Below are 19,021 nucleotides of genomic sequence, written 5' to 3' on the forward strand. Positions count from 1 at the left end.
GGCGCCCGGACCTCAAATACAACCTGGAAAAAGCCGCAGCGTAACGCTTCGGCATGGAGGCACTATGGGGCTCAAGGGGCATGCGGCCATTGTTGGCAGCGCACAGTACAAACCGGAGAAGTACTCCACCGCACCCAAGATGTTTCACCTTGAACAAGTCGCCGACCTCGCGGCCCAGGCGCTGCGCGATGCCGGGCTCAAGGCCTCGGACCTCGACGGGCTGGTGATCAACGGCCCGCATTTTCATGAAGCCTCGGTGTTCGTACCGGCTATGGCTGCCGAGTACCTGGGCCTGCGCCTGAACTTCGCCGAAGTGGTGGACCTGGGTGGCTGTACCTCGGTGGGCATGGTCTGGCGCGCCGCCGCCGCCATCGAACTGGGGTTGTGCCAGGCCGTGCTGTGCGTCATCCCCGCGCGCATGGCGCCATTTGGCCCCGACGAGGATCCTGGCTGGATGGCCCGCTCCATGCGCTTTGGTGGGCACAGCACGGCATTCGGTGCGCCCGAAGCCGAATTCGACCTGCCATACGGGCACATGGGCCAGAACACCGGCTACGCCATGATCGCCCAGCGTTATGCCGCGCAGTACGACTATGACCAGCGGGCGATGGCCAAGATCGCCGTCGACCAGCGCACCAACGCCCTGGCCAACCCGCAAGCGATGTTCTATGGCCAGCCGTTGACCATTGAGCAGGTGCTGGCCAGCAAAATGGTCGCCGACCCGTTGCACGTCCTGGAAATCGTCATGCCGGTGGCCGGTGGTGCCGCGCTGATTATCACCAGCAAGGAAGTGGCGGCGAGGGCGCGCAAGCGTCCGGCGTTCATTACCGGGTTTGGCGAACACCTGGCATTCAAGTCGCCGTCCTATGCCGAGGACATGCTGCACACGCCCATCGGCCCGGCTTCGCAGCGGGCCTTTGCCATGGCCGGGCTCAAGCCCAAGGACGTCGATGCCGCGCAGATCTACGACTGCTACACCATCACCACGTTGCTCACCCTGGAAGATGCCGGTTTCTGCGGCAAGGGCGAGGGTATGGCGTTCGTGCGCGAACACGACCTGACCTGGCGTGGCGATTTCCCGATGAACACCCATGGCGGGCAGCTCAGTTTCGGCCAGTCGGCCTCCGCCGGTGGCATGAGCCAGGTGATCGAGGCGGTGACGCAGATCGCCGGCACCGCCGGTGAACGCCAACTGGGCCGCTGCGACAGCGTCTACGTCTCCGGCACCGGTGGCGTGATGAGCGAGCAGGGCGCATTGATACTTCAGGGAGCATAAGCACATGTCCAACAACAAACCGATGCCGGTTGCGACGCCGATTTCCGCGCCCTTCTGGGAGGGCCTGAAGGCTCGCCGCCTGCTGATCCAGCAATGCAACGCCTGTGCGCACTGGAACTTCTACCCGCGTCGGCATTGCCCGGTATGCCTGGAGCATGACCTGGCCTGGCGCGAAGTCGACGGCGCCGCAACGCTGTACAGCTACACCGTGACGCGCATCGCCACCTTGCCCGACTTCATCGATGAGATGCCGCAGAAACTGGCGGTGGTCGAACTGGCCGAAGGGGTGCGCATCAACACCAACCTGGTCGGCCTCGACGAAACCGAGATCCGCATCGGCATGCCCTTGCGGCCGGTGTTTGCCGAAGTCGACGCCAAGGGCAATCGCCTGCTGCGCTTTACTGGCGTGGACAAGGAGGCAGCAGCATTTGAGCCGCTGCCTGCGCAGGACAGTGAACCGGAACCTGCGACCTCGCAACAGCCTGTCGCCCGGCAGATTGACCTCAACGATGGCCCGGCCCTGCAAGAGTTGGTCAGCGAGCAGTTCAGTGACTGGAGCAACGTGGTGGTGGTCGACCAGGCACTGATCGACGCCTTCGCCCAATTGTCGGGCGACGATTACTGGATCCATACCGATCCGGAGCGGGCGCGCCTGCAAAGCCCGTTCGGCGGCACCATCGCCCATGGCGCGCTGGTACAGGTGCTGCAGTCGCGGATGAAACTGGCGCTGGGCTTCGAGATCAGCGGTTTCAGCACGCAGATCAACTACGGCTCCGACCGCCTGCGCTTCCCGGCGCCGGTACCGGCCGGCTCGCGCATCCATTCGCGGGCGCGGGTGAAAAAAGTCGAAATCCTCGCCCGTGGTACCCAACTGACCCTGGAGCTCAACATCCATGTGGTGGGCCAGGACCGGCCGTCGGTGATCAACGATTTGGTGATCCTGTACATGGCCTGATTCCCGCCGAAGATCCCCTGTAGGAGCCGGCTTGCCGGCGATGGCATCCGTAGACCAGTCGGCAATGATGCAGGCAGGTATGGCCCCATCGCGAGCAAGCTCGCTCCCACAGTTGTCCTGCGCCGAACACAACATCCCACCCCACGCCATTCCCGCCATTGCATAAGCCATTTGGACGATGTGCCCCCCCTCCCTTGCGCCGACTATTGCCCCAGAGGCAACGCCCATCTCGATTGCCTCGCATGCCCTGGCGCGTGACAAAAACAAGAGGATCGGCCCTATGACTTGCCTTATCCACGCCAACCCCGAGCAGGAGCGCTGCCCATGCGCTCGGTGATCGGCTACGCGGTTTGCCTGGTGGTCGCCTTGACCATTGGCTACACCTTCTCCCCCAAATCCCCACCGCAAGCGGAACTGCTGGCCACGCGCCCGGACCGTGTGCAGATCAACGGCCTGCTCAATCTTGGCGCGCGCGTGGTCGCCGTGGGCGAGCGGGGCAGCGTCCTGCTCAGCGATGACCAAGGCGTCAGCTGGCAGCCTGCGAGCGTCGCCACCCAGCGCAACGCCACCCTGACCGCCGTGGTGGCACTGGACGACAAGCGCTTGCTGGCCGTCGGGCATGACGGCTGGATCCTGCGTTCCGAGGATGCCGGCAGCAACTGGCAGGAAATGCGCTACGACAGCGACCTGGGCGAACCGCTGCTGGGTATCTGGACCGGCGGTGGCGACAGCGTCATGGCGTTCGGCAGCTTCGGCAAGTTCTATCAATCGGCTGACGCCGGGAAGACCTGGACGCCGCAATCCCTGGACATCGACAACGCCCACCTCAACAGCATGGCCGGTGGCGACGATGGCCGGCGCATGCTGGTGGGCGAGCAGGGCCTGGTCCTGCGCACTACCGACGCCGGCCAGCACTGGCAGAGCTTGCCGGCGTTCTACAGCGGCTCGCTGTTCGGCATCGTGCGCTTGAGCGCGAAGGACTGGGTGACCTATGGCATGCGCGGGCACGTGTTCGTCAGCCACGACTTCGGCGATAGCTGGACCCAGGTCAAGGTCGGCAATCAACTGCCGTTGTATGGCCATGCATTGCTGCCCGACCAATCGGGCCTGGTGATCGTCGGTGCCGGCAGCTCGGTGGTGCGCCTGGATGCACAGGGTGCGCTGGTCGGCGTCGGACGCCTGGCCGGCCTCGGTACGTTGACCTCGGCGACGATGGTCGGCTCGCGGCTGCTGGTCGGTGGCGAGCGCGGCGTATTGCAGGGTTCAAGTGGCAGCGTCGCTGCCCTAGTGGCCACACAGGCCACCCAGTAAATGAGAGGCGGGGCAATGAATCAAGGTAAACACTGGGTGACGCGCTGCGTCGAAACGTGCGCGGACTACCTGATGGCCTGGCGCAAGGGACTGCTGTTGCTATTCGTTCTGGTAACGCTGGGCCTGGGCTACAGCGCCACCCACACGCAACTGGATCCGGGCTTCAACAAACAGATCCCGGTACGTCATGACTTCATGATCAACTTCCTCAAGTTCAGCCATTACTTCACCGGCGCCAACCGCTTCCTGGTGAGCGTACGCTGGAAGGGCGAGGGTGACATTTACAACACCGAGTACCTCGAGACCCTGCGCAAAGTCACCGACGACGTGTTTTTCATCTCCGGGGTCAGCCGCCCCAGTGTGACGTCGCTGTTCACCGCCAACGTGCGCTACATCGAAATCACCGAGGAAGGTTTCTTCGGCGACGTGGTGGTGCCACCGCGCTTCGCCGGCACCCCGGAGGACCTGGCGCAGGTGCGCAGCAACACCGCTGCCTCCGGACAGGTCGGTCGCCTGGTGGCCAACGACCTCAAGTCGGCCATGGTCCGCGCCGACCTGCAGGACATCGACCCCAAGACCGGCCAGCCGGTGTCCTATGTCGAGATCGCCAAGCGCCTGGAAGACATCCGAGCCAAATACAACAGCGCGGATATCGAGATCAACATCGTCGGCTTCGCCAAGCTGGTGGGGGATGTGGTCGAAGGGCTGAACACGGTGATCGGCTTCTTTGTGGTGGCCTTCGTCATTACCGGGTTGCTGCTGTGGCTGTATTCGCGCTCCCTGCGCCTGACGGTGGTGGCGCTGGTGGTGGCGTTGCTGCCGGTGGTCTGGTTGCTCGGCCTGTTGCCGCTGCTGGGCCTGGGTATCGATCCGATGTCGATCCTGGTGCCGTTCCTGATCTTCTCCATCGGCGTGTCCCATGCGGTGCAGATGACCAACGCCTGGAAGCAGGACGTGCTGGCCGGCAGTACATCGAAGGACGCGGCGCGATCGGCGTTCTGCAAGATCTTCATCCCCGGTTCCCTGGCCTTGCTGATGAACGCCCTGGGCTTCGCGGTGATCATGTTGATCGACATTCCCATCGTTCACGAACTGGGGGTGACGGCCTGCATCGGCGTGATGTTGATGATCATCACCAACAAACTGATGCTGCCGGTGATCATTTCGTACTTGCGCCTGGAACCTGCGCTGTTGCGTCGGGCGCAATCGCGTCCGGCGGGCAGGCACCGCCTGTGGTGGCGCCTGTCGGCGCTGGCCGAACCGGGGCCGGCCCTGGGGGTGTTTGTGGTCAGCCTGTTGCTGCTGGCGGCCGGGGCCTACAAGGCCCGCGACCTGGCGGTGGGCGACATTGGCGCCGGTGCGCCGGAGCTGCGGGCCGATTCGCGCTACAACCAGGACAACGCCAGGATCATCAGCAGCTACTCCATCGGGCTTGATGTGATGTCGGTGTTCGTCCAGGTCAATGGCGTCGAAGAAGGTTGCCTGTCGCCGGATGTGATGCGTGCGGTGGAAGCTTTCGATTTCCGCATGCGCACGGTCACCGGCGTGCAGTCGATCCAGAGTGTGGCGGACATGGGCAAGCGGGTGATCGCCGGCAATAACGAAGGCAACCCGCGCTGGGCGGCGATTCCGGGATCGCCCAGGGGCCTGAGCCAGGGCGCGCGGGCCTATATGCCGGATGACGGACTGGTTACCGACGGTTGCCAGCAGATGCAGATCCTGGTGTTCCTGGCCGATCACGAAGGCAGCACCGTCAGCCATGCGATCGCCGAAGCCAAGCGGATCATTGCCGAAGTCAGCTCGCCGCAAGTCGAATTCCTCCTGGCCGGCGGCAACGTCGGGGTGATGGCGGCCTCCAACGAGGCGGTCAAGCGCGCCGAAGTGATCATGCTCGGCGCATTATTCGGATCGGTGGCATTGTTTTGCTGGCTGACCTTCTTGTCGATCCGCGCGGTGCTGTGCATTCTGGTGCCGCTGGCGATTGTCGCGATCCTGTGCAACGCGCTGATGACAATGCTCGGGATCGGCCTGAAAGTCGCAACCTTGCCGGTGATGGCGTTGGGGGTGGGCGTGGGCGTCGACTACGGCATTTACCTGTACGAACGTATCCAGCACGAGATGCTGCGCGGCGCCAACCTGCGGGAGGCGTTCTACGAGGCCATGTGCCAACGCGGTACTGCGGCGGTGTTCACGGCCGTGACCATGTCGATCGGCGTCTGCACCTGGGCGTTCGCACCGCTGAAGTTTCAGGCCGACATGGGTGTGCTGTTGTCGTTCATGTTCCTGGTCAACGTGCTGGGAGCGATTTTCCTCCTGCCGGCATTGGCCGCCTGGTTCAATCGCGGGCGCCCACTGGTGACTGAACGGGTACACGCGCCTGCGCCGGCACAAGGGCAGTTCCGCCTGAAAAACAGCCCGGCGGCGCGTGATACCGCGCACGAAAAATAAACCTGCCGGACCTATTGTGGAGTCCGCAGGCGCTAGTGAAAACTGGCAGGCAAGTAGCAGTCGAGAGGGGGGAACCCAGGGTTCCCCCGGCCGAAATTATAAAAATAACAAGGGAAGGGCGCAGTCCTTACCCGAGCGAGATAAGACTATGCAGAACGCTGACTTGACCCATGAAGCCCTGGCCAGTCTTGGCCTCGACCTCGTGCGCTACAACCAGTTGGTGGGCGAAATCTACGAAGGCGCCCTCGATCCGAAACTGATGGCCACGGCCCTCAGGAGCTTTCTCAAACTCTACGATGCCAACTTCGTCACCCTGATCCTGCGGGTGCCGGATCAACCCGATGTCGGTGTGATGATCATCGTCGGCGACATCGAAGGTGCCGGCGATGTCTGCTACATGACCTACCCGCAAACCAATTCGCCTTTCTCCAATCAGCCGCTGGACCACGTATTCACCGTGGACGACATCATGAGTTCCTCACAGTGGGAGCAGAACGGCTACTTCAAGACATTCTGCGAGCCCCATGACGTGTACCACCTGATGCTGGCCGACATTTCAACCCCGGACGGGGGCAAGCTGCGCTTTCGCATAACCCGCCCGAAACGGGCTCCCAACTTCTCGGCCCATGACCGGGCAGTGTGCGCCAGTTTCCTGCCACACCTGAGGCGTGCCTCGCAGTTGCATAACCTGCTGGATCGCAGCGAATCGCTGAGTGAGTTGTACTCCCAGGCCATCAGCCGCTTATCGGTGGCGACCCTGGTGCTCGACGAGAGCGGCAGCGTGTTGCAGATCAACCCGGTGGCCCAGGAAATCCTGGCCCGCTCCGACGGCTTGAAACTGGTGGGCGGGCGCCTGGAAGCGACGTATCCCAGCGACAACCGTGAATTGCAGCGCCTGATTCGCGGCGCATTCTGCCCGGACGCGCCGAAAAGCGCCGAGGCCATGTCGGTAACGCGGCCGTCGGGGCTGGTCAACCTTGGCGTGGTGGTCGAATCGATTCCGTCCCTGGACTGGGCCGAGGAGAAGGGCCAGCCGGCGGCGCTGGTGTACATCCGCGATGCCTCGAGCAAATCCCTGGCCAGCGAAGTGGTGACCAAGCAGCTGTTCAACCTGACCAAGGCCGAAACCGCCCTGGCCATGGAGCTGGCCAACGGTTTGTCCCTTGAGGAAGCGGCCGAGGTCCTGAATATCCGCCGTAACACTGCGCGGGCGCACTTGCGCTCGATCTTCTCCAAGACCGGCGTGCGGCGCCAGACCGAACTGGTGCGCATCATGCTCAACAGCGTGGTGGCCTTGGGCAAGCCGCAACTGGCGTTGAAAATGACCGAGAAAATCAAGGTGCCCCCGCTGCAACTGGCCGTGCCGATCTATCGCCAGGCCTGAGCCTGCAGACCCGCCGCCGGGCCATCCTGCCCTGCGGCGCGGTCGTTGACGCCGCTTGATTTTAGTCCGCACGGACGATGCCGTCCCGTGATCGCCCTGTCGATACTGGGCGGACCCATCACGGAGAACCACCATGCCAATTACAGCCATCACCGGCAGTGCCTCGGGAATCGGCGCCGCCGTATCCGCCGCCCTGCGCGCCGCCGGCCACCAGGTCATCGGGATCGATCGCAGCAACGCCGAAGTCATCGCCGACCTGTCCACCGCCCAAGGGCGCGACGCCGCCATCGGGCAAGTGCTTGAACTCAGCGGCGGGGTCCTCGACGGGTTGGTCTGCTGCGCCGGCGTCGGTGTCACCGCGCCAAACTGCGGCCTGATTCTGGCGGTCAATTACTTCGGCGTCAGCCAGTTGCTCGACGGCCTGCAAGGGGCGTTGGCCAAGGGCCAACAACCGGCGGCGCTGGTGATCGGTTCCGTTGCGGCGACCCATTCGGGCCCCGACGGCCAACCGCAGATCGAAGCGATGATCGCTGGCGATGAGGCCCAGGCGCTGGTTTTGGCCAACACCCTCGGCCAGCCTCACGTCGCTTATGCCGCCTCCAAATATGCCATCAGCCAGCATGTGCGCAGCCTGGCGGTGAGCTGGGGAAAGCTGGGCCTGCGATTGAACGTGGTGGCGCCGGGCGCGGTAGAAACCCCGTTGCACCAGGCCTCGCTGGACGATGCCCGATTTGGCCAGGCGACCCGCGATTTCGTCGCGCCCCTGGGCCGCGCTGGGCACCCTGAAGAAATTGCCGCAGTGGTAGCCTTCCTGCAATCGCCCCAGGCATCTTTTGTCCATGGCAGCGTCGTGTTCGTCGACGGCGGCATGGACGCCATGGTCCGCGCCCCACGCTTCTAAAAAGGAACTTGCATGAACAAGGTGGCATTCATCACCGGCGCCAGCCGTGGCATCGGTCGCGAGGCGGCGCTGGCGTTCGCCCGCGCCGGTTTCGACCTGGCGATCAGCGCCCGTACCCTCAACGAGGGCGAACAACATGAGCATGCCCTGCGCGATGCCGCGGGAGCACCGCTGGCCGGTAGCCTCAACGGCACTGCCCAGACCTTGCGCGAGCTCGGTTGCCGGGTGCTCGTAGTGCCGATGGACCTGCTCGACAGCGATTCGGCGCTGCATGCCTGCCAGGCGGTGCTGGCCGAGTACGGGCGCATCGACGTGCTGATCAACAATGCGATCTACCAGGGCAGCGACCTCAACGCCGAGTTCATGGACCTGCAGGCCCAGACCCTGGAGCGGATGTTCAAGGGCTACATCCTCACCCCGTTCCTGCTGACCCGGGCGGTGGCCGAACACATGGTGACCCGCGGTGGCGGGGTGGTGATCAACGTCACCTCCGGCGCCGGCGAAAGCGACCCACCGGTGGCGGCGGGCAAGGGTGGCTGGGGTTACGCCTATGGCGCGGGCAAGGCGGCGGTGTCGCGGTTGTCCGGGGTATTGAGCACGGAACTGGGCGAGGCTGGCGTGCGCGCCTATACCCTCAATCCGGGCGTGGTGACCACCGAATCGCTCAAGGCCACCATCGGCGACAAGGGGCTGATTGCCTTACGCGCCGGCAGTGCGCCGCCCCATGTACCGGCGGCGGTGATGTTGTGGCTGGCTACAGACGAACAGGCACCGGGGTTTCAGCGGCGGACCATTGCGGCGCAGCCGTTTGCGTTGGAGCACGGCATCGTCGCCGATTGGCGTTGACGAAAGCGGTGTGCCAGTCGCCCTGGAGGGTGACTGGCATGGCCTCTTCGCGAGCAAGCCCGCTCCCACAGGAGGTTTGTGTCGTGCGCCGCGAATCAAATGTGGGAGCGGGCTTGCTCGCGAAAGCGGTGGATCTGCCAGCAGGGTCTTATGCCTGCCGCCGCTGCCGGGCCAGGGTCATGGCGGTGTCCTCGATCATGTCCTCCTGACCGCCGACCATGCCGCGGCGACCCATTTCAACGAGGATCTCCCGGGCCGACACGCCGTACTTCTTCTCGGCGCGCTTGGCGAACAGCAGGAACGAACCGTAGACCCCGGCGTAACCCATGGTCAGGGCATCGCGGTCGCTGCGGATCGGGAAGTCCATGATCGGCACCACCAGGTCTTCGGCCACGTCCTGGATACCGAACACACTGACGCCGGTGTCGATGCCCATGCGGTCACATACCGCCACCAGCACTTCCATCGGCGTGTTGCCGGCACCGGCACCGAGGCCCGCGCAGGCGGCGTCGATGCGGTTGGCCCCGGCGGCGATCGCGGCGATGGAGTTGGACACGCCCATCGACAGATTGTGGTGGCCATGGAAACCGATCTCGGTTTCCGGCTTGAGGGCCGCGCGCATCGCCGCCACACGGGCGCTGACGTCGTGGGGCAGCAGGTAACCCGCCGAGTCGGTCAGGTAGATGCAGTTGGCGCCGTAGCTTTCCATCAGCAAGCCCTGCTTGACCAGGCCTTCAGGGTTGTTCATGTGGGCCATCATCAGGAAGCCGACAGTGTCCATGCCCAGGCCGCGGGCGTGGGAAATGTGCTGCTCGCTGACGTCAGCCTCGGTGCAATGGGTGGCCACGCGAATGGTGTTGACCCCCAATTCATGGGCCATTTTCAGGTGATCGACGGTGCCGATCCCCGGCAGCAGCAGGGCAGAGACCTTGGCCTTTTTCATCAGCGGGATCACCGCCGACAGATACTCCTCGTCAGTGTGGGCCGGGAAACCGTAGTTCACCGAACTGCCGCCCAGGCCGTCGCCGTGGGTGACTTCGATCAGCGGAACGCCGGCATCGTCGAGGCCGCAGGCGATCTCTTTCATCTGTTGCAGGCTGATCTGGTGGCGCTTGGGGTGCATGCCGTCGCGCAGGCACATGTCGTGAACGGTGATGCTTTTGCCGCGAAGATCCATGGTCGGCTCCTTATGCGTGGGCGGGTTGGACGGTTGCTTGCAACACCAGCTCGCCCTTGAGGATTTCCTCGGCGAACATCTCGGCGGTGCGCGCCGCGGCGGCGGTCATGATGTCGAGGTTGCCGGCGTACTTGGGCAGGTAGTCACCCAGGCCTTCGACCTCCATGAAGATCGACACCCGGTTGCCTTCAAACACCGGGCCGTTGACCAACTTGTAGCCGGGCACGTAGCGCTGCACTTGCACGATCATGGCCTCGATGGCGGCGGTGATCGCCGGCTGGTCGGGTTCGCTCTCGGTCAGGCAATGCACGGTGTCGCGCATTATCAGCGGCGGCTCGGCGGGGTTGATGATGATGATCGCCTTGCCTTTCTTCGCGCCGCCGACTTTCTCCACGGCGCTTGAGGTGGTGCGGGTGAATTCGTCGATGTTTTTCCGGGTGCCGGGGCCGACCGATTTCGACGCGGCGGTGGCGATGATCTCGGCGTACTCCACCGGCTGCACGCTGGACACCGCGGCCACCAAAGGAATGGTGGCCTGGCCACCGCAAGTGACCATGTTGACGTTCATCACGCCCAGGCCCAGTTGCGCCTTGAGGTTGACCGGTGGCACGCAGTACGGGCCGATGGCTGCCGGGGTCAGGTCAATCATCAACACGCCCAGGGCATTGAGCTTGCGCGAGTTCTGCGCGTGCACGTAGGCCGAGGTGGCATCGAAGGCGATCTGGATCTGGTCTTCGAGGACATGGGGCAGCAGGCCGTCGACCCCGTCGGCGGTGGTTTTCAGGCCCAGCTCGCGGGCCCGTGCCAGGCCTTCGGAGGTGGCGTCGATGCCGACCATCCACACCGGCTCCAGCACCTCGCTGCGCATCAGTTTGTACAACAGGTCGGTGCCGATGTTGCCCGGCCCGATCAGCGCGCATTTGATCTTCTTGCTCATGTTTTTCTGGCTCCTGGAAAGGGAAGGGCGATCACGGGACAAAGCGCAGGCTGGCTTCGCCGAGCCCGGTCATGGACAGGCTGATATGGTCGCCGGCGACCACAGGCACCAGCGGCGCCAGGGCACCGGACAGAATGATTTCGCCACGGCGGAACGGGATGCCCAGCTCGCCCAGGGTATTGGCCAGCCAGGCCACTGCCGCGCAGGGATGACCCTGCACCGCCGAGCCCAGGCCGGAACCCGCCGGTTGGCCGTTCTTGCTCATTTGCATGTGCACGGCAGCGAGGTCCAGCGAGCGCGGGTCGATGTGCTGGCTGCCGAGGGCGAACACGCCGCAGGAGGCGTTGTCGGCGACGGTGTCCTGAATGCGGATCTGCCAGTCGTCGATCCGCGAATCGACAATCTCGAAGCACGGCACGACCCATTGGCTGGCGGCCAGCACGTCTTCGGCGCTGATGCCCGGGCCTTGCAGGTCTTCACCGAGGATGAAGGCGATTTCGCCTTCGGCCCGCGGCTGGATCAGGTTGTAGAGGGCCAGGCTGACATCGCAGCCGTCCTCGACCTGCATGGCGTTGGTGAGGAAGCCGAAATCCGGTTGGTGGACATCGAGCATTTCCTGCACGGCGCGGCTGGTGACCCCGATTTTCTTGCCGATCACTTGCTCGCCGAGGGCTTCGCGGCGTTGCAGGAAGTGCAGGGAAATCCGGTAGGCCTGCTCCAGGGTGATCTGCGGATAACGGCGGGTCAGGGGGGCCAGCGTCTGCCGGCTGCGCAGGGCGTTGAACAGTTCGTCACCGAGCGCGGTGATCAAATGGGCGTCCATGGCGAGGGCTCCAGTGGGGTGGGAGAAAAAAAAGGCCCGCCCCGACATCATCAGGGGCGAGCCCAAAGGAGTGGTTCAGCCGGGCCACGCCGACGAGTCGGCACCGCCATCGACATCGATGATCTTGCCGGTCACCCAGGCCGAAGCGGGGCTGGCCAGGTACAGCGCGGCGGCGGCGATGTCCTGCGGGGTGCCCAGGCATTTGAGCGGGGTGTTGGCTTCCATGGCCTCGCGCATGGCGGTGGGCATCACGCCGTTCAGTGCTTCGGTGAGGGTCGGGCCGGGGGCGACGGCGTTGACGCGGATCTGCGGCGCGAAGTCCTGGGCCAGCAAGCGGGTCAAGTGGCTGAGGGCCGCCTTGGCTGTACCGTAGGCGCTGAAATGGCGTTGGGCATAACGCGCCGCCACCGAGCTGATATTGATGATGTTGCCGCCACCGGCCTCGCGCATCAGCGGCACGCACAACTGGCAGAAGTCGTAGCTGGTGGTCACGTTGAAATTCAGCACCTGGGCGAACTGCTCAGGGGTCATTGCCAGCGGATCGTTGGGACCGCCGCCGCCTGCGTTGTTGACCAGATGCGTGATGCGGCCCATTTGCTCGACGCTGTGGCGCACCAGTGCCTGGCGTTGCCCGGCATCGTTGACGTCACAGGCGATGGCCAGCGCGCGCCGGCCCAGGCCGCGAACCTCCTCGGCCACGGCCTCTACCTCGTCCAGCGAACGCGCCGAGCACACCACATCGGCGCCGGCTTCGGCATACGCCAGGGCAATCGCCCGCCCGATACCCCGGCCGCTGCCGGTGACGATGGCGACGCTGCCGTGCATCTGGAAACGCTGCAAAATACTCATGGGCCCTTGCTCCGTGGGGTCGATTGTCGATGGATTGAATATCGCCGCAACGGCCGTGGCCAGCATCGTCTCAATGGACTAGCGGGCGGTGTGTGCATATCCATTCCTGCGGTAACGGCCACCCAGGGTTTCGCCCTTTGTAGGAGCGAGCTTGCTCGCGATGGAGGTTAACGATGACGCGGGCAGCCTGACACCCCGCGGTGTTCTCAGGTTTTTCGCGAGCAAGCTCGCTCCTACAAGTGACCCGCCGTCAGGGCGCAACCATGAGCCGTCGTTACCGAAGAAACGGATATACCCGCCAAACCCCGATACCCAACCCCACCCCTAGTCCGCTTTGACGATGAAGGATTACCCGCTCGATCCGATGATCCGTCTCAACTCGCGCAGTGGCGCAGTGAGATCGGGAGAATTGAGTGATGCACAGCATGCGAGAAAAGACCCAGGACGAACATGATCTGCTGGAACGTGCACGCAGCCTGGTGCCGGCACTCAAGGCGCGCACGGCGCAGGCCGACAAGGACTTGAAGGTGCCGGTGGAGAGCGTCCTCGAGTTGCAGTCCGCCGGCTTGTTGCGGGCCTTGCAGCCAAGGGCGTTCGGCGGTTATGAAGTGGATCCGCGGACCTTCTTCGAAATCCAGACCATCCTCGCCGAGGGTTGCATGTCCACGGCGTGGATCTACGGCGTGATGGGGGTTCACCCCTGGCAACTGGCGCGTTACCCGATCGAAGCGCAGCGCGAAGTCTGGGCCGATGACCACAATGCGCTGATCTGCTCGACCTACATGCCGGCGGCCAAGGTCACGGTGGTTGAAGGTGGTTACCGCATCAGCGGGCGCTGGGGTTTCTCCAGCGGCAGCGAACACTGCCAATGGGTGTTCCTGGGGGGCATCCTGCCGCCCGATGGCGACATGCCCGCCGAGCACGGCACCTTCCTGCTGCCGCTCAGCGACTATCAGATCGAACGCAACTGGGACGTGCTGGGCCTGCGCGGCACCGGCAGCCATGACATCGTGGTCGAGGATGTATTCGTCCCGGCCCATCGCGTGCAACGCACCAACAACTGCACCCTCGAAGCGACTCCCGGGCGTCTGGTCAACACCAATCCGATCTACGCGATCCCGTTCGCCCAGGTGTTCTCCCGCGCCGTCTCGACCTCGGCCCTCGGTGCCCTGCAGGGCGCGATCAACGAGTTCCGAGACAACGCCGCCAAACACATCGGCAAGCACGGCGCCCGGACCGCTGACGATCCGGTGGCGCAAACCGCCGTGGCCGAAGCGATGATCACCGTCGACAGCCTGCGCCTGGTGCTCGAGCGAAACTATGACCACCTGATGAGTCTGGCACGTGCCGGCGAGTACCCGGACACCGAGACCCGCCTGCTGTATCGCTACCAGTCGGCCTATGTGACCAACATCTGCGCCGAACGGGCCAACGACCTGCTGCGCAGCATGGCCGCCTCCGGCCTGTACAACACAAACCCGGTGGCGCGGCTGTTCCGCGACCTGCACCAGGCCCGCGGGCACATCGCCAACAACTACATGGCCTACGGGCGCAGCTACGGCGCGGTGCTGCTCGGCCTACCCAACCCGGACCCTTACGTCTGAGGCCATGGCGAGCGTTTCGACACCCCTGGTTTACACCTGTCCGTGCTGCACGGCCAGGTGGTCATGAGTAGCTGACCTATGAACAATTATCTTGCCCTGCGCGTGGCCCGCGTGATCGAGGAAACCGCCGATGCGCGTTCCCTGGTGTTCGACGTGCCGGAGCACCTGGGCGAACGTTTTCGCTATCAACCAGGCCAGTTCCTGACCTTGCGCGTGCCTTTCGAGGACGGCTGGCTGCCCCGTTGTTATTCATTGTCCAGCACGCCGTTGCTGGATGAGCCGTTGCGGGTAACGGTCAAGCGCGTGCACGAGGGCCGCGCCTCGAACTGGCTGTGCGGCGAGTTGCAGGCCGGCCAGACCCTGGAGGTGCTGCCACCGGCCGGGGTGTTCGTGCCGCGCAGTCTCGACGGCGACTTGCTGCTGTTTGGCGGCGGCAGTGGCGTGACCCCGGTGCTGTCGATCCTGCGTTCGGCGTTGCTCGCGGGAACTGGTCGGGTGCTGCTGATCTATGCCAACCGCGATGAGTCCTCGGTGATTTTCAAGGACGAACTCCGCCAGCTGGCCAGCGCTCATCCGCAACGCCTGCAGATCGTCCATTGGCTCGATTCGGTGCAGGGCATCCCGAGCGTCGGGCAACTGGCGGAGCTGGCGCGGCCGTTCATCGATGCTCAGGCATTCATCTGTGGCCCTGGCCCGTTCATGGACGCGGCGGTCAGCGCGCTCAAGGGCCTGGGCATGCCGGATCGCCGGGTGCACGTCGAGCGCTTTGTCTCGCTGCCCGGTGAAGGCGAGCTGCCGCTGGCGACCAGCAGCGAAGCGGCCGTGGCCGCGCAATTGGCGGTGCGCCTGGACGGAGAAGACCACCAACTGGCCTGCGACAGCGGCGAGACCGTGCTGGCCGCCATGGAGCGTGCCGGCCTAAACCCGCCCAGCGCCTGCCGAGTCGGTGGCTGCGCCTCGTGCATGTGCACCCTGGTAAGCGGCGAGGTCGAGCTGCTGCACAACGATGCACTGGACGCGGGCGACCTGGCCGAAGGCTGGATCCTGGCCTGCCAGGCGGTGCCCACCAGCGCGCAACTGCGTATCCGCTTTCCCGATTGATGCCTTCAATTATGCCCAGCGCGAGCCCACGATGAATCAGAGCCTGAACCTTGCCGCGCCCCTGAGCGCCGCCCCTGCCACCCTTGCCCAATTGGTCTTCAGCAGTGCCGAACGTTTTGCCGGGCGCACGGCCATCGAGGACAACGGCCAATGCATCGACTACGCCGAGCTGCCCGAGCGCGTCATGGGCTTTGCCCGGGGTTTGCTGGCCCTGGGCATCCAGGCCGGCGACCGGATTGGCATCTGGGCGCCGAACAGCGGCGACTGGATCCTCGCGGCGCTGGGCATCCAGTGCGCCGGGGCGGTGCTGGTACCGATCAACACGCGCATGAAGGGCCTTGAGGCCGCCGATGTGCTGGAGCGCAGCGGCTGCCGAGTATTGTTTGTCCAGCAGCGTTTTCTCGACGTGGACTACCCGGCGTTGCTCGCGCCCCATCGGCCGGCCAGCCTCGAACACCTGGTGCTGCTCGATGGCGACACCCCCGGGTTGCCTTCGGACCTGAGCCTTGCCCAGTTCCTGCTCGGCGCGGCGACCATCGATGCAGACAGCGCCAGGCGCCGGGCCATGGAGATCAAGCCCGAGGCCATGTGCGACCTGTTGTTCACCTCCGGCACCACCGGCAAACCCAAGGGCGTGATGAGCGGCCATGGCCAGAACCTGCGGGCCTTCACCGAATACGTCAAGGTCATCGGCCTGCTGCCGGAAGATCGCTACCTGATCGTCAACCCGTTCTTCCATGCGTTCGGCTACAAGGCCGGCTGGCTGACCTGCCTGATCGGCGGAGCGGCCATCCTGCCCCATGCGGTGTTCGACGCCGAGCAGGTGTTCCAGCGCATCGCCCGAGAACGCATCAGCGTGCTGCCCGGTGCTCCGACCCTGTATCTCTCGCTGCTGGCCCATCCGCAGCTGCAGCAGACCGACCTGTCGAGCCTGCGCATCGCGGTGACCGGTTCGGCGAGCATCCCGCCGAGCCTGATCGAGCGCATGCGCAACGAGCTGGGGTTCGCCGTGGTGACCACCGCCTACGGCCTGACCGAATGCGGCGGGCTGGCGACGATATGCGATCCCCAAGACTCGGCGAAGGTTATTGCCGGCACCAGCGGACGGCCGATCGCCGGCACCGAAGTGAGCATCCGCGACCCGCACAACCAGGTGCTGGAGGCCGGGCAGACCGGCGAGATCTGCCTGCGCGGGTTCCACATCATGCAGGGTTATTTCCAGAACCCCGAAGCGACCCGCGAAGCCATCGACGCCGAAGGCTGGCTGCATACCGGCGACGTCGGGCGACTGGACGAGGCGGGCAATCTGATCATCACCGACCGCCTCAAGGACATGTACATCGTCGGCGGCTTCAACTGCTACCCGGCGGAAATCGAAGCCGCGCTGATCAGACACCCGGCCATTGCCCAGGTGGCGGTGATCGGCATCGCCGATGAGCGCATGGGCGAGGTCGGCTGTGCCTGTGTGGTGCTGCGTGAAGGGCGGCAACTCGACGAGGCGCAACTGATCGCCTGGAGCCGGGAGCAAATGGCCAATTACAAGGTGCCGCGCCAGGTGCGTTTCTTCGACGCCTTGCCACTTAATCCGTCGAGCAAGGTGGCGAAGAACGAACTGCGCGCGGCGCTGGCCAACAGCGTTCCGGCGTAAGGCGCAGCCATCTCGCCAACACGAAAAAAACAACAACAAAAGGAGAGGAGCATGTTCACGGGAAATACTGTCGCGCGCCATTCGCGGAACCTGAGCGGTGGCCGCTGCCTGTTGGCAACGGCCATCACCATCGCCAGCGCCACGGCCAGCGCCGCACCGAGTATCGAACTGGGGGAGAACACCACCCTGGATTCGTCGCTGACGGTCAACTACACCGCCTCCATGCGCACTGCCAAGCAGGCCAGTCAATACCTCAACGACCCGAACAACGACGACGGCACACGCAACTTCAAGCGCGGCTCGCTGATCAACAACCGCCTGAGCCTGTTCGGCGAGTTGCAACTTCGGCACGACAACCTGGGGGCGGTGCTGCGCGGCAGTCAGTTCTACGACGATGTCTACAACCAGAAGAATGCCAACGACTCGCCGGAAACGGTGAACAAGACCGGCCACAACGACGGCTTCAGCGACGAGACCCGGCGCATGAGCGGCAGCGCGGCGCGACTGCTCGATGCGTATGTGTACGGCAACTTCGAGCTCGGCGAGACCCAGTACCTGTCGCTCAAGGCCGGGCGGCACCTGGTGGCCTGGGGCGAGAGCCTGTTCTGGGCCAACATCAGCCAGGGCCAGGCCCCGGTGGATGCGACCAAGTTCAACGTGCCGGGCACCGAGGCCAAGGACTCGTACCTGCCCGTGGGGCAGGTGTCCGGATCATGGTCGCTGAATGAAGACCTGGCGCTGGTGGGCTACTACCAGTACGAGTGGGAAAAGACCCAGCTCAATCCAGTGGGCGATTATTTCGGCAGCGACACCTTCGGTCCCGGCGCCGAGTTTTTCCGTCTGGGTGCCGGCCAGGTCGACCGTCTGCCCAACGGCCTGGCAGTCGGCTACGCCGGTGAGAAAGACGCCAAGGACAGCGGCCAATGGGGCCTGGGTGTGCGCTACCGGATCACCGAGAACACCGAAGTCGGGCTGTTTCATTACCGCTATAACGAGCGCGTCGGCTCGCTGTTCTTCGACTTCACCGGCACCACCCAATACTCCTCGCTCAAGGGCATCGGGCATGACGGCACTGCGCCGTCCTATCGCCTGGGCTACTTCGAAGACGTCAAGCTGACGGGTGTCAGCTTCAGCTCCAAGGTCGGCGATTCGGTGCAGTACGCCGGTGACCTGAGCTATCGCGATGGCGCCTCGGTCTACCTCAACAATGGCGCGCCGACCACTGGGCAGATCTGGCAGGGCAACCTCAACGCCTCGTACATCCTCGGCCCCAGCCTGCTCGCCCAGCAGACCACCTTCATGGGTGAAGTGGTGCATCAACACATCGACGGAGTGGACAGCCTGACGATCACCGGCGGCGGAGTCGGCGTGGATGGCACCTTCGACCAGTTCGAATCGAAGACCCAGACCCGTGGCTCGACCCTGCTGGGCGTCGGCGCCTACATGGACTACCCGTCCATCGCCACGGGCCTGGACCTGAACACCAAGGTAGTATGGACGCAGAACGTCGACGGCAGCGCCTACCAGGGCCTGGGGCGCGACGAGAAGCGCCTGACCGTGGGTGGCGACTTCAAGTACCTGGGCAACTTCCAGGTCGGCATGACCTATGTCGCCTACCTGAGCTCGCCGGACGTCGCCCAGGGCCGCTTGCTGGCCGACCGCGACTACCTGTCGTTCAACGCCAAGTACACCTTCTGATGATCATGGCTGCGTCGCGATCCGGTGCCGCAGTCGTTCGCTTTTAGCCTGATAACAATAAAG

15 protein-coding genes are annotated in these 19,021 nt (G+C 64.4%); 11 read left to right on the forward strand and 4 right to left on the reverse strand.

The annotated features are described in order from the left end of the window. The first annotated feature begins 64 nt into the window (after positions 1-64). From NPS56_RS11210 to NPS56_RS11240, 7 genes are all read left to right on the forward strand, one after another. Positions 65-1,276 (forward strand): thiolase family protein, encoded by a 1,212-nt coding sequence (locus NPS56_RS11210; protein WP_274074668.1) that lies wholly within the window; start codon positions 65-67, stop codon positions 1,274-1,276. A 4-nt stretch (positions 1,277-1,280) separates the two neighbouring features. Then, complete coding sequence (locus tag NPS56_RS11215) at positions 1,281-2,231, forward strand: OB-fold domain-containing protein (protein ID WP_274074669.1); 951 nt, start codon at positions 1,281-1,283, stop codon at positions 2,229-2,231. A 324-nt stretch (positions 2,232-2,555) separates the two neighbouring features. Beyond that, positions 2,556-3,542 carry a WD40/YVTN/BNR-like repeat-containing protein gene (locus NPS56_RS11220; RefSeq protein WP_274074670.1) on the forward strand — a complete coding sequence of 329 codons (987 nt, stop codon included), beginning with the start codon at positions 2,556-2,558 and terminating at the stop codon, positions 3,540-3,542. A 15-nt stretch (positions 3,543-3,557) separates the two neighbouring features. Continuing rightward, the gene (locus tag NPS56_RS11225; RefSeq protein WP_274074671.1) at positions 3,558-5,990 is read left to right on the forward strand and encodes an efflux RND transporter permease subunit; all 2,433 of its coding nucleotides are present in this window, start codon (positions 3,558-3,560) and stop codon (positions 5,988-5,990) included. Positions 5,991-6,138: 148 nt separating this feature from the next. After that, entirely contained in the window at positions 6,139-7,374 is a 1,236-nt protein-coding gene (locus tag NPS56_RS11230; protein WP_274074672.1) for a helix-turn-helix transcriptional regulator, read from the forward strand. 133 nt (positions 7,375-7,507) lie between these two features. Continuing rightward, positions 7,508-8,275, forward strand: a complete 768-nt coding sequence (locus tag NPS56_RS11235) for an SDR family oxidoreductase (RefSeq protein WP_274074673.1) — start codon at positions 7,508-7,510, stop codon at positions 8,273-8,275. Positions 8,276-8,287: 12 nt separating this feature from the next. Then, complete coding sequence (locus tag NPS56_RS11240; protein ID WP_274074674.1) at positions 8,288-9,121, forward strand: SDR family NAD(P)-dependent oxidoreductase; 834 nt, start codon at positions 8,288-8,290, stop codon at positions 9,119-9,121. A gap of 148 nt (positions 9,122-9,269) precedes the next feature. Here the strand turns inward: NPS56_RS11240 and dmpG are convergent, their stop codons facing one another. The 4 genes from dmpG to NPS56_RS11260 all read right to left on the reverse strand — a co-directional run bounded on the left by dmpG (position 9,270) and on the right by NPS56_RS11260 (position 12,907). Further along, positions 9,270-10,298 carry a 4-hydroxy-2-oxovalerate aldolase gene (gene dmpG, locus NPS56_RS11245; RefSeq protein ID WP_274074675.1) on the reverse strand — a complete coding sequence of 343 codons (1,029 nt, stop codon included), beginning with the start codon at positions 10,296-10,298 and terminating at the stop codon, positions 9,270-9,272. 10 nt (positions 10,299-10,308) lie between these two features. After that, on the reverse strand, positions 10,309-11,235 hold the full coding sequence (locus NPS56_RS11250) for an acetaldehyde dehydrogenase (acetylating) (protein WP_274074676.1): 927 nt from the start codon (positions 11,233-11,235) through the stop codon (positions 10,309-10,311). 31 nt (positions 11,236-11,266) lie between these two features. Then, positions 11,267-12,058 (reverse strand): fumarylacetoacetate hydrolase family protein, encoded by a 792-nt coding sequence (locus tag NPS56_RS11255; RefSeq protein WP_274074677.1) that lies wholly within the window; start codon positions 12,056-12,058, stop codon positions 11,267-11,269. A gap of 75 nt (positions 12,059-12,133) precedes the next feature. Then, a complete protein-coding gene (locus NPS56_RS11260; RefSeq protein ID WP_274074678.1) occupies positions 12,134-12,907 on the reverse strand; it encodes a glucose 1-dehydrogenase in 774 nt (257 codons plus the stop codon). Positions 12,908-13,323: 416 nt separating this feature from the next. Here NPS56_RS11260 and NPS56_RS11265 point away from each other — a divergent pair, with 416 nt between their 5' ends. The 4 genes from NPS56_RS11265 (at position 13,324) to NPS56_RS11280 (ending at position 18,958) form a co-directional block, all read left to right on the forward strand. Next, positions 13,324-14,511, forward strand: a complete 1,188-nt coding sequence (locus tag NPS56_RS11265) for an acyl-CoA dehydrogenase family protein (RefSeq protein ID WP_274074679.1) — start codon at positions 13,324-13,326, stop codon at positions 14,509-14,511. A 78-nt stretch (positions 14,512-14,589) separates the two neighbouring features. Continuing rightward, a complete protein-coding gene (locus NPS56_RS11270) occupies positions 14,590-15,612 on the forward strand; it encodes a ferredoxin--NADP reductase (protein ID WP_274074680.1) in 1,023 nt (340 codons plus the stop codon). A 31-nt stretch (positions 15,613-15,643) separates the two neighbouring features. Then, positions 15,644-17,260 carry a FadD3 family acyl-CoA ligase gene (locus tag NPS56_RS11275; protein WP_274074681.1) on the forward strand — a complete coding sequence of 539 codons (1,617 nt, stop codon included), beginning with the start codon at positions 15,644-15,646 and terminating at the stop codon, positions 17,258-17,260. Between the two features lie 51 nt (positions 17,261-17,311). Further along, positions 17,312-18,958 carry a DUF1302 domain-containing protein gene (locus NPS56_RS11280; RefSeq protein WP_274074682.1) on the forward strand — a complete coding sequence of 549 codons (1,647 nt, stop codon included), beginning with the start codon at positions 17,312-17,314 and terminating at the stop codon, positions 18,956-18,958. The last annotated feature ends 63 nt before the right edge of the window (positions 18,959-19,021 follow it).

The sequence above is a fragment of the Pseudomonas putida genome (genome assembly GCF_028682635.1).
Lineage (GTDB): Bacteria > Pseudomonadota > Gammaproteobacteria > Pseudomonadales > Pseudomonadaceae > Aquipseudomonas > Aquipseudomonas putida_AE.

What these genes read in the sequence shown, in the direction of transcription:
- NPS56_RS11225 (WP_274074671.1), top strand. Translation starts at nt 3,558, where the DNA reads ATGAATCAAGGTAAACACTGGGTGACGCGCTGCGTCGAAACGTGCGCG.
- NPS56_RS11210 (WP_274074668.1), top strand. Translation starts at nt 65, where the DNA reads ATGGGGCTCAAGGGGCATGCGGCCATTGTTGGCAGCGCACAGTACAAA.
- NPS56_RS11275 (WP_274074681.1), top strand. Translation starts at nt 15,644, where the DNA reads ATGAATCAGAGCCTGAACCTTGCCGCGCCCCTGAGCGCCGCCCCTGCC.
- NPS56_RS11220 (WP_274074670.1), top strand. Translation starts at nt 2,556, where the DNA reads ATGCGCTCGGTGATCGGCTACGCGGTTTGCCTGGTGGTCGCCTTGACC.
- NPS56_RS11260 (WP_274074678.1), bottom strand. Translation starts at nt 12,907, where the DNA reads ATGAGTATTTTGCAGCGTTTCCAGATGCACGGCAGCGTCGCCATCGTC.
- NPS56_RS11265 (WP_274074679.1), top strand. Translation starts at nt 13,324, where the DNA reads ATGCACAGCATGCGAGAAAAGACCCAGGACGAACATGATCTGCTGGAA.
- NPS56_RS11235 (WP_274074673.1), top strand. Translation starts at nt 7,508, where the DNA reads ATGCCAATTACAGCCATCACCGGCAGTGCCTCGGGAATCGGCGCCGCC.
- NPS56_RS11240 (WP_274074674.1), top strand. Translation starts at nt 8,288, where the DNA reads ATGAACAAGGTGGCATTCATCACCGGCGCCAGCCGTGGCATCGGTCGC.
- NPS56_RS11215 (WP_274074669.1), top strand. Translation starts at nt 1,281, where the DNA reads ATGTCCAACAACAAACCGATGCCGGTTGCGACGCCGATTTCCGCGCCC.
- NPS56_RS11230 (WP_274074672.1), top strand. Translation starts at nt 6,139, where the DNA reads ATGCAGAACGCTGACTTGACCCATGAAGCCCTGGCCAGTCTTGGCCTC.
- NPS56_RS11255 (WP_274074677.1), bottom strand. Translation starts at nt 12,058, where the DNA reads ATGGACGCCCATTTGATCACCGCGCTCGGTGACGAACTGTTCAACGCC.
- NPS56_RS11270 (WP_274074680.1), top strand. Translation starts at nt 14,590, where the DNA reads ATGAACAATTATCTTGCCCTGCGCGTGGCCCGCGTGATCGAGGAAACC.
- dmpG (WP_274074675.1), bottom strand. Translation starts at nt 10,298, where the DNA reads ATGGATCTTCGCGGCAAAAGCATCACCGTTCACGACATGTGCCTGCGC.
- NPS56_RS11280 (WP_274074682.1), top strand. Translation starts at nt 17,312, where the DNA reads ATGTTCACGGGAAATACTGTCGCGCGCCATTCGCGGAACCTGAGCGGT.
- NPS56_RS11250 (WP_274074676.1), bottom strand. Translation starts at nt 11,235, where the DNA reads ATGAGCAAGAAGATCAAATGCGCGCTGATCGGGCCGGGCAACATCGGC.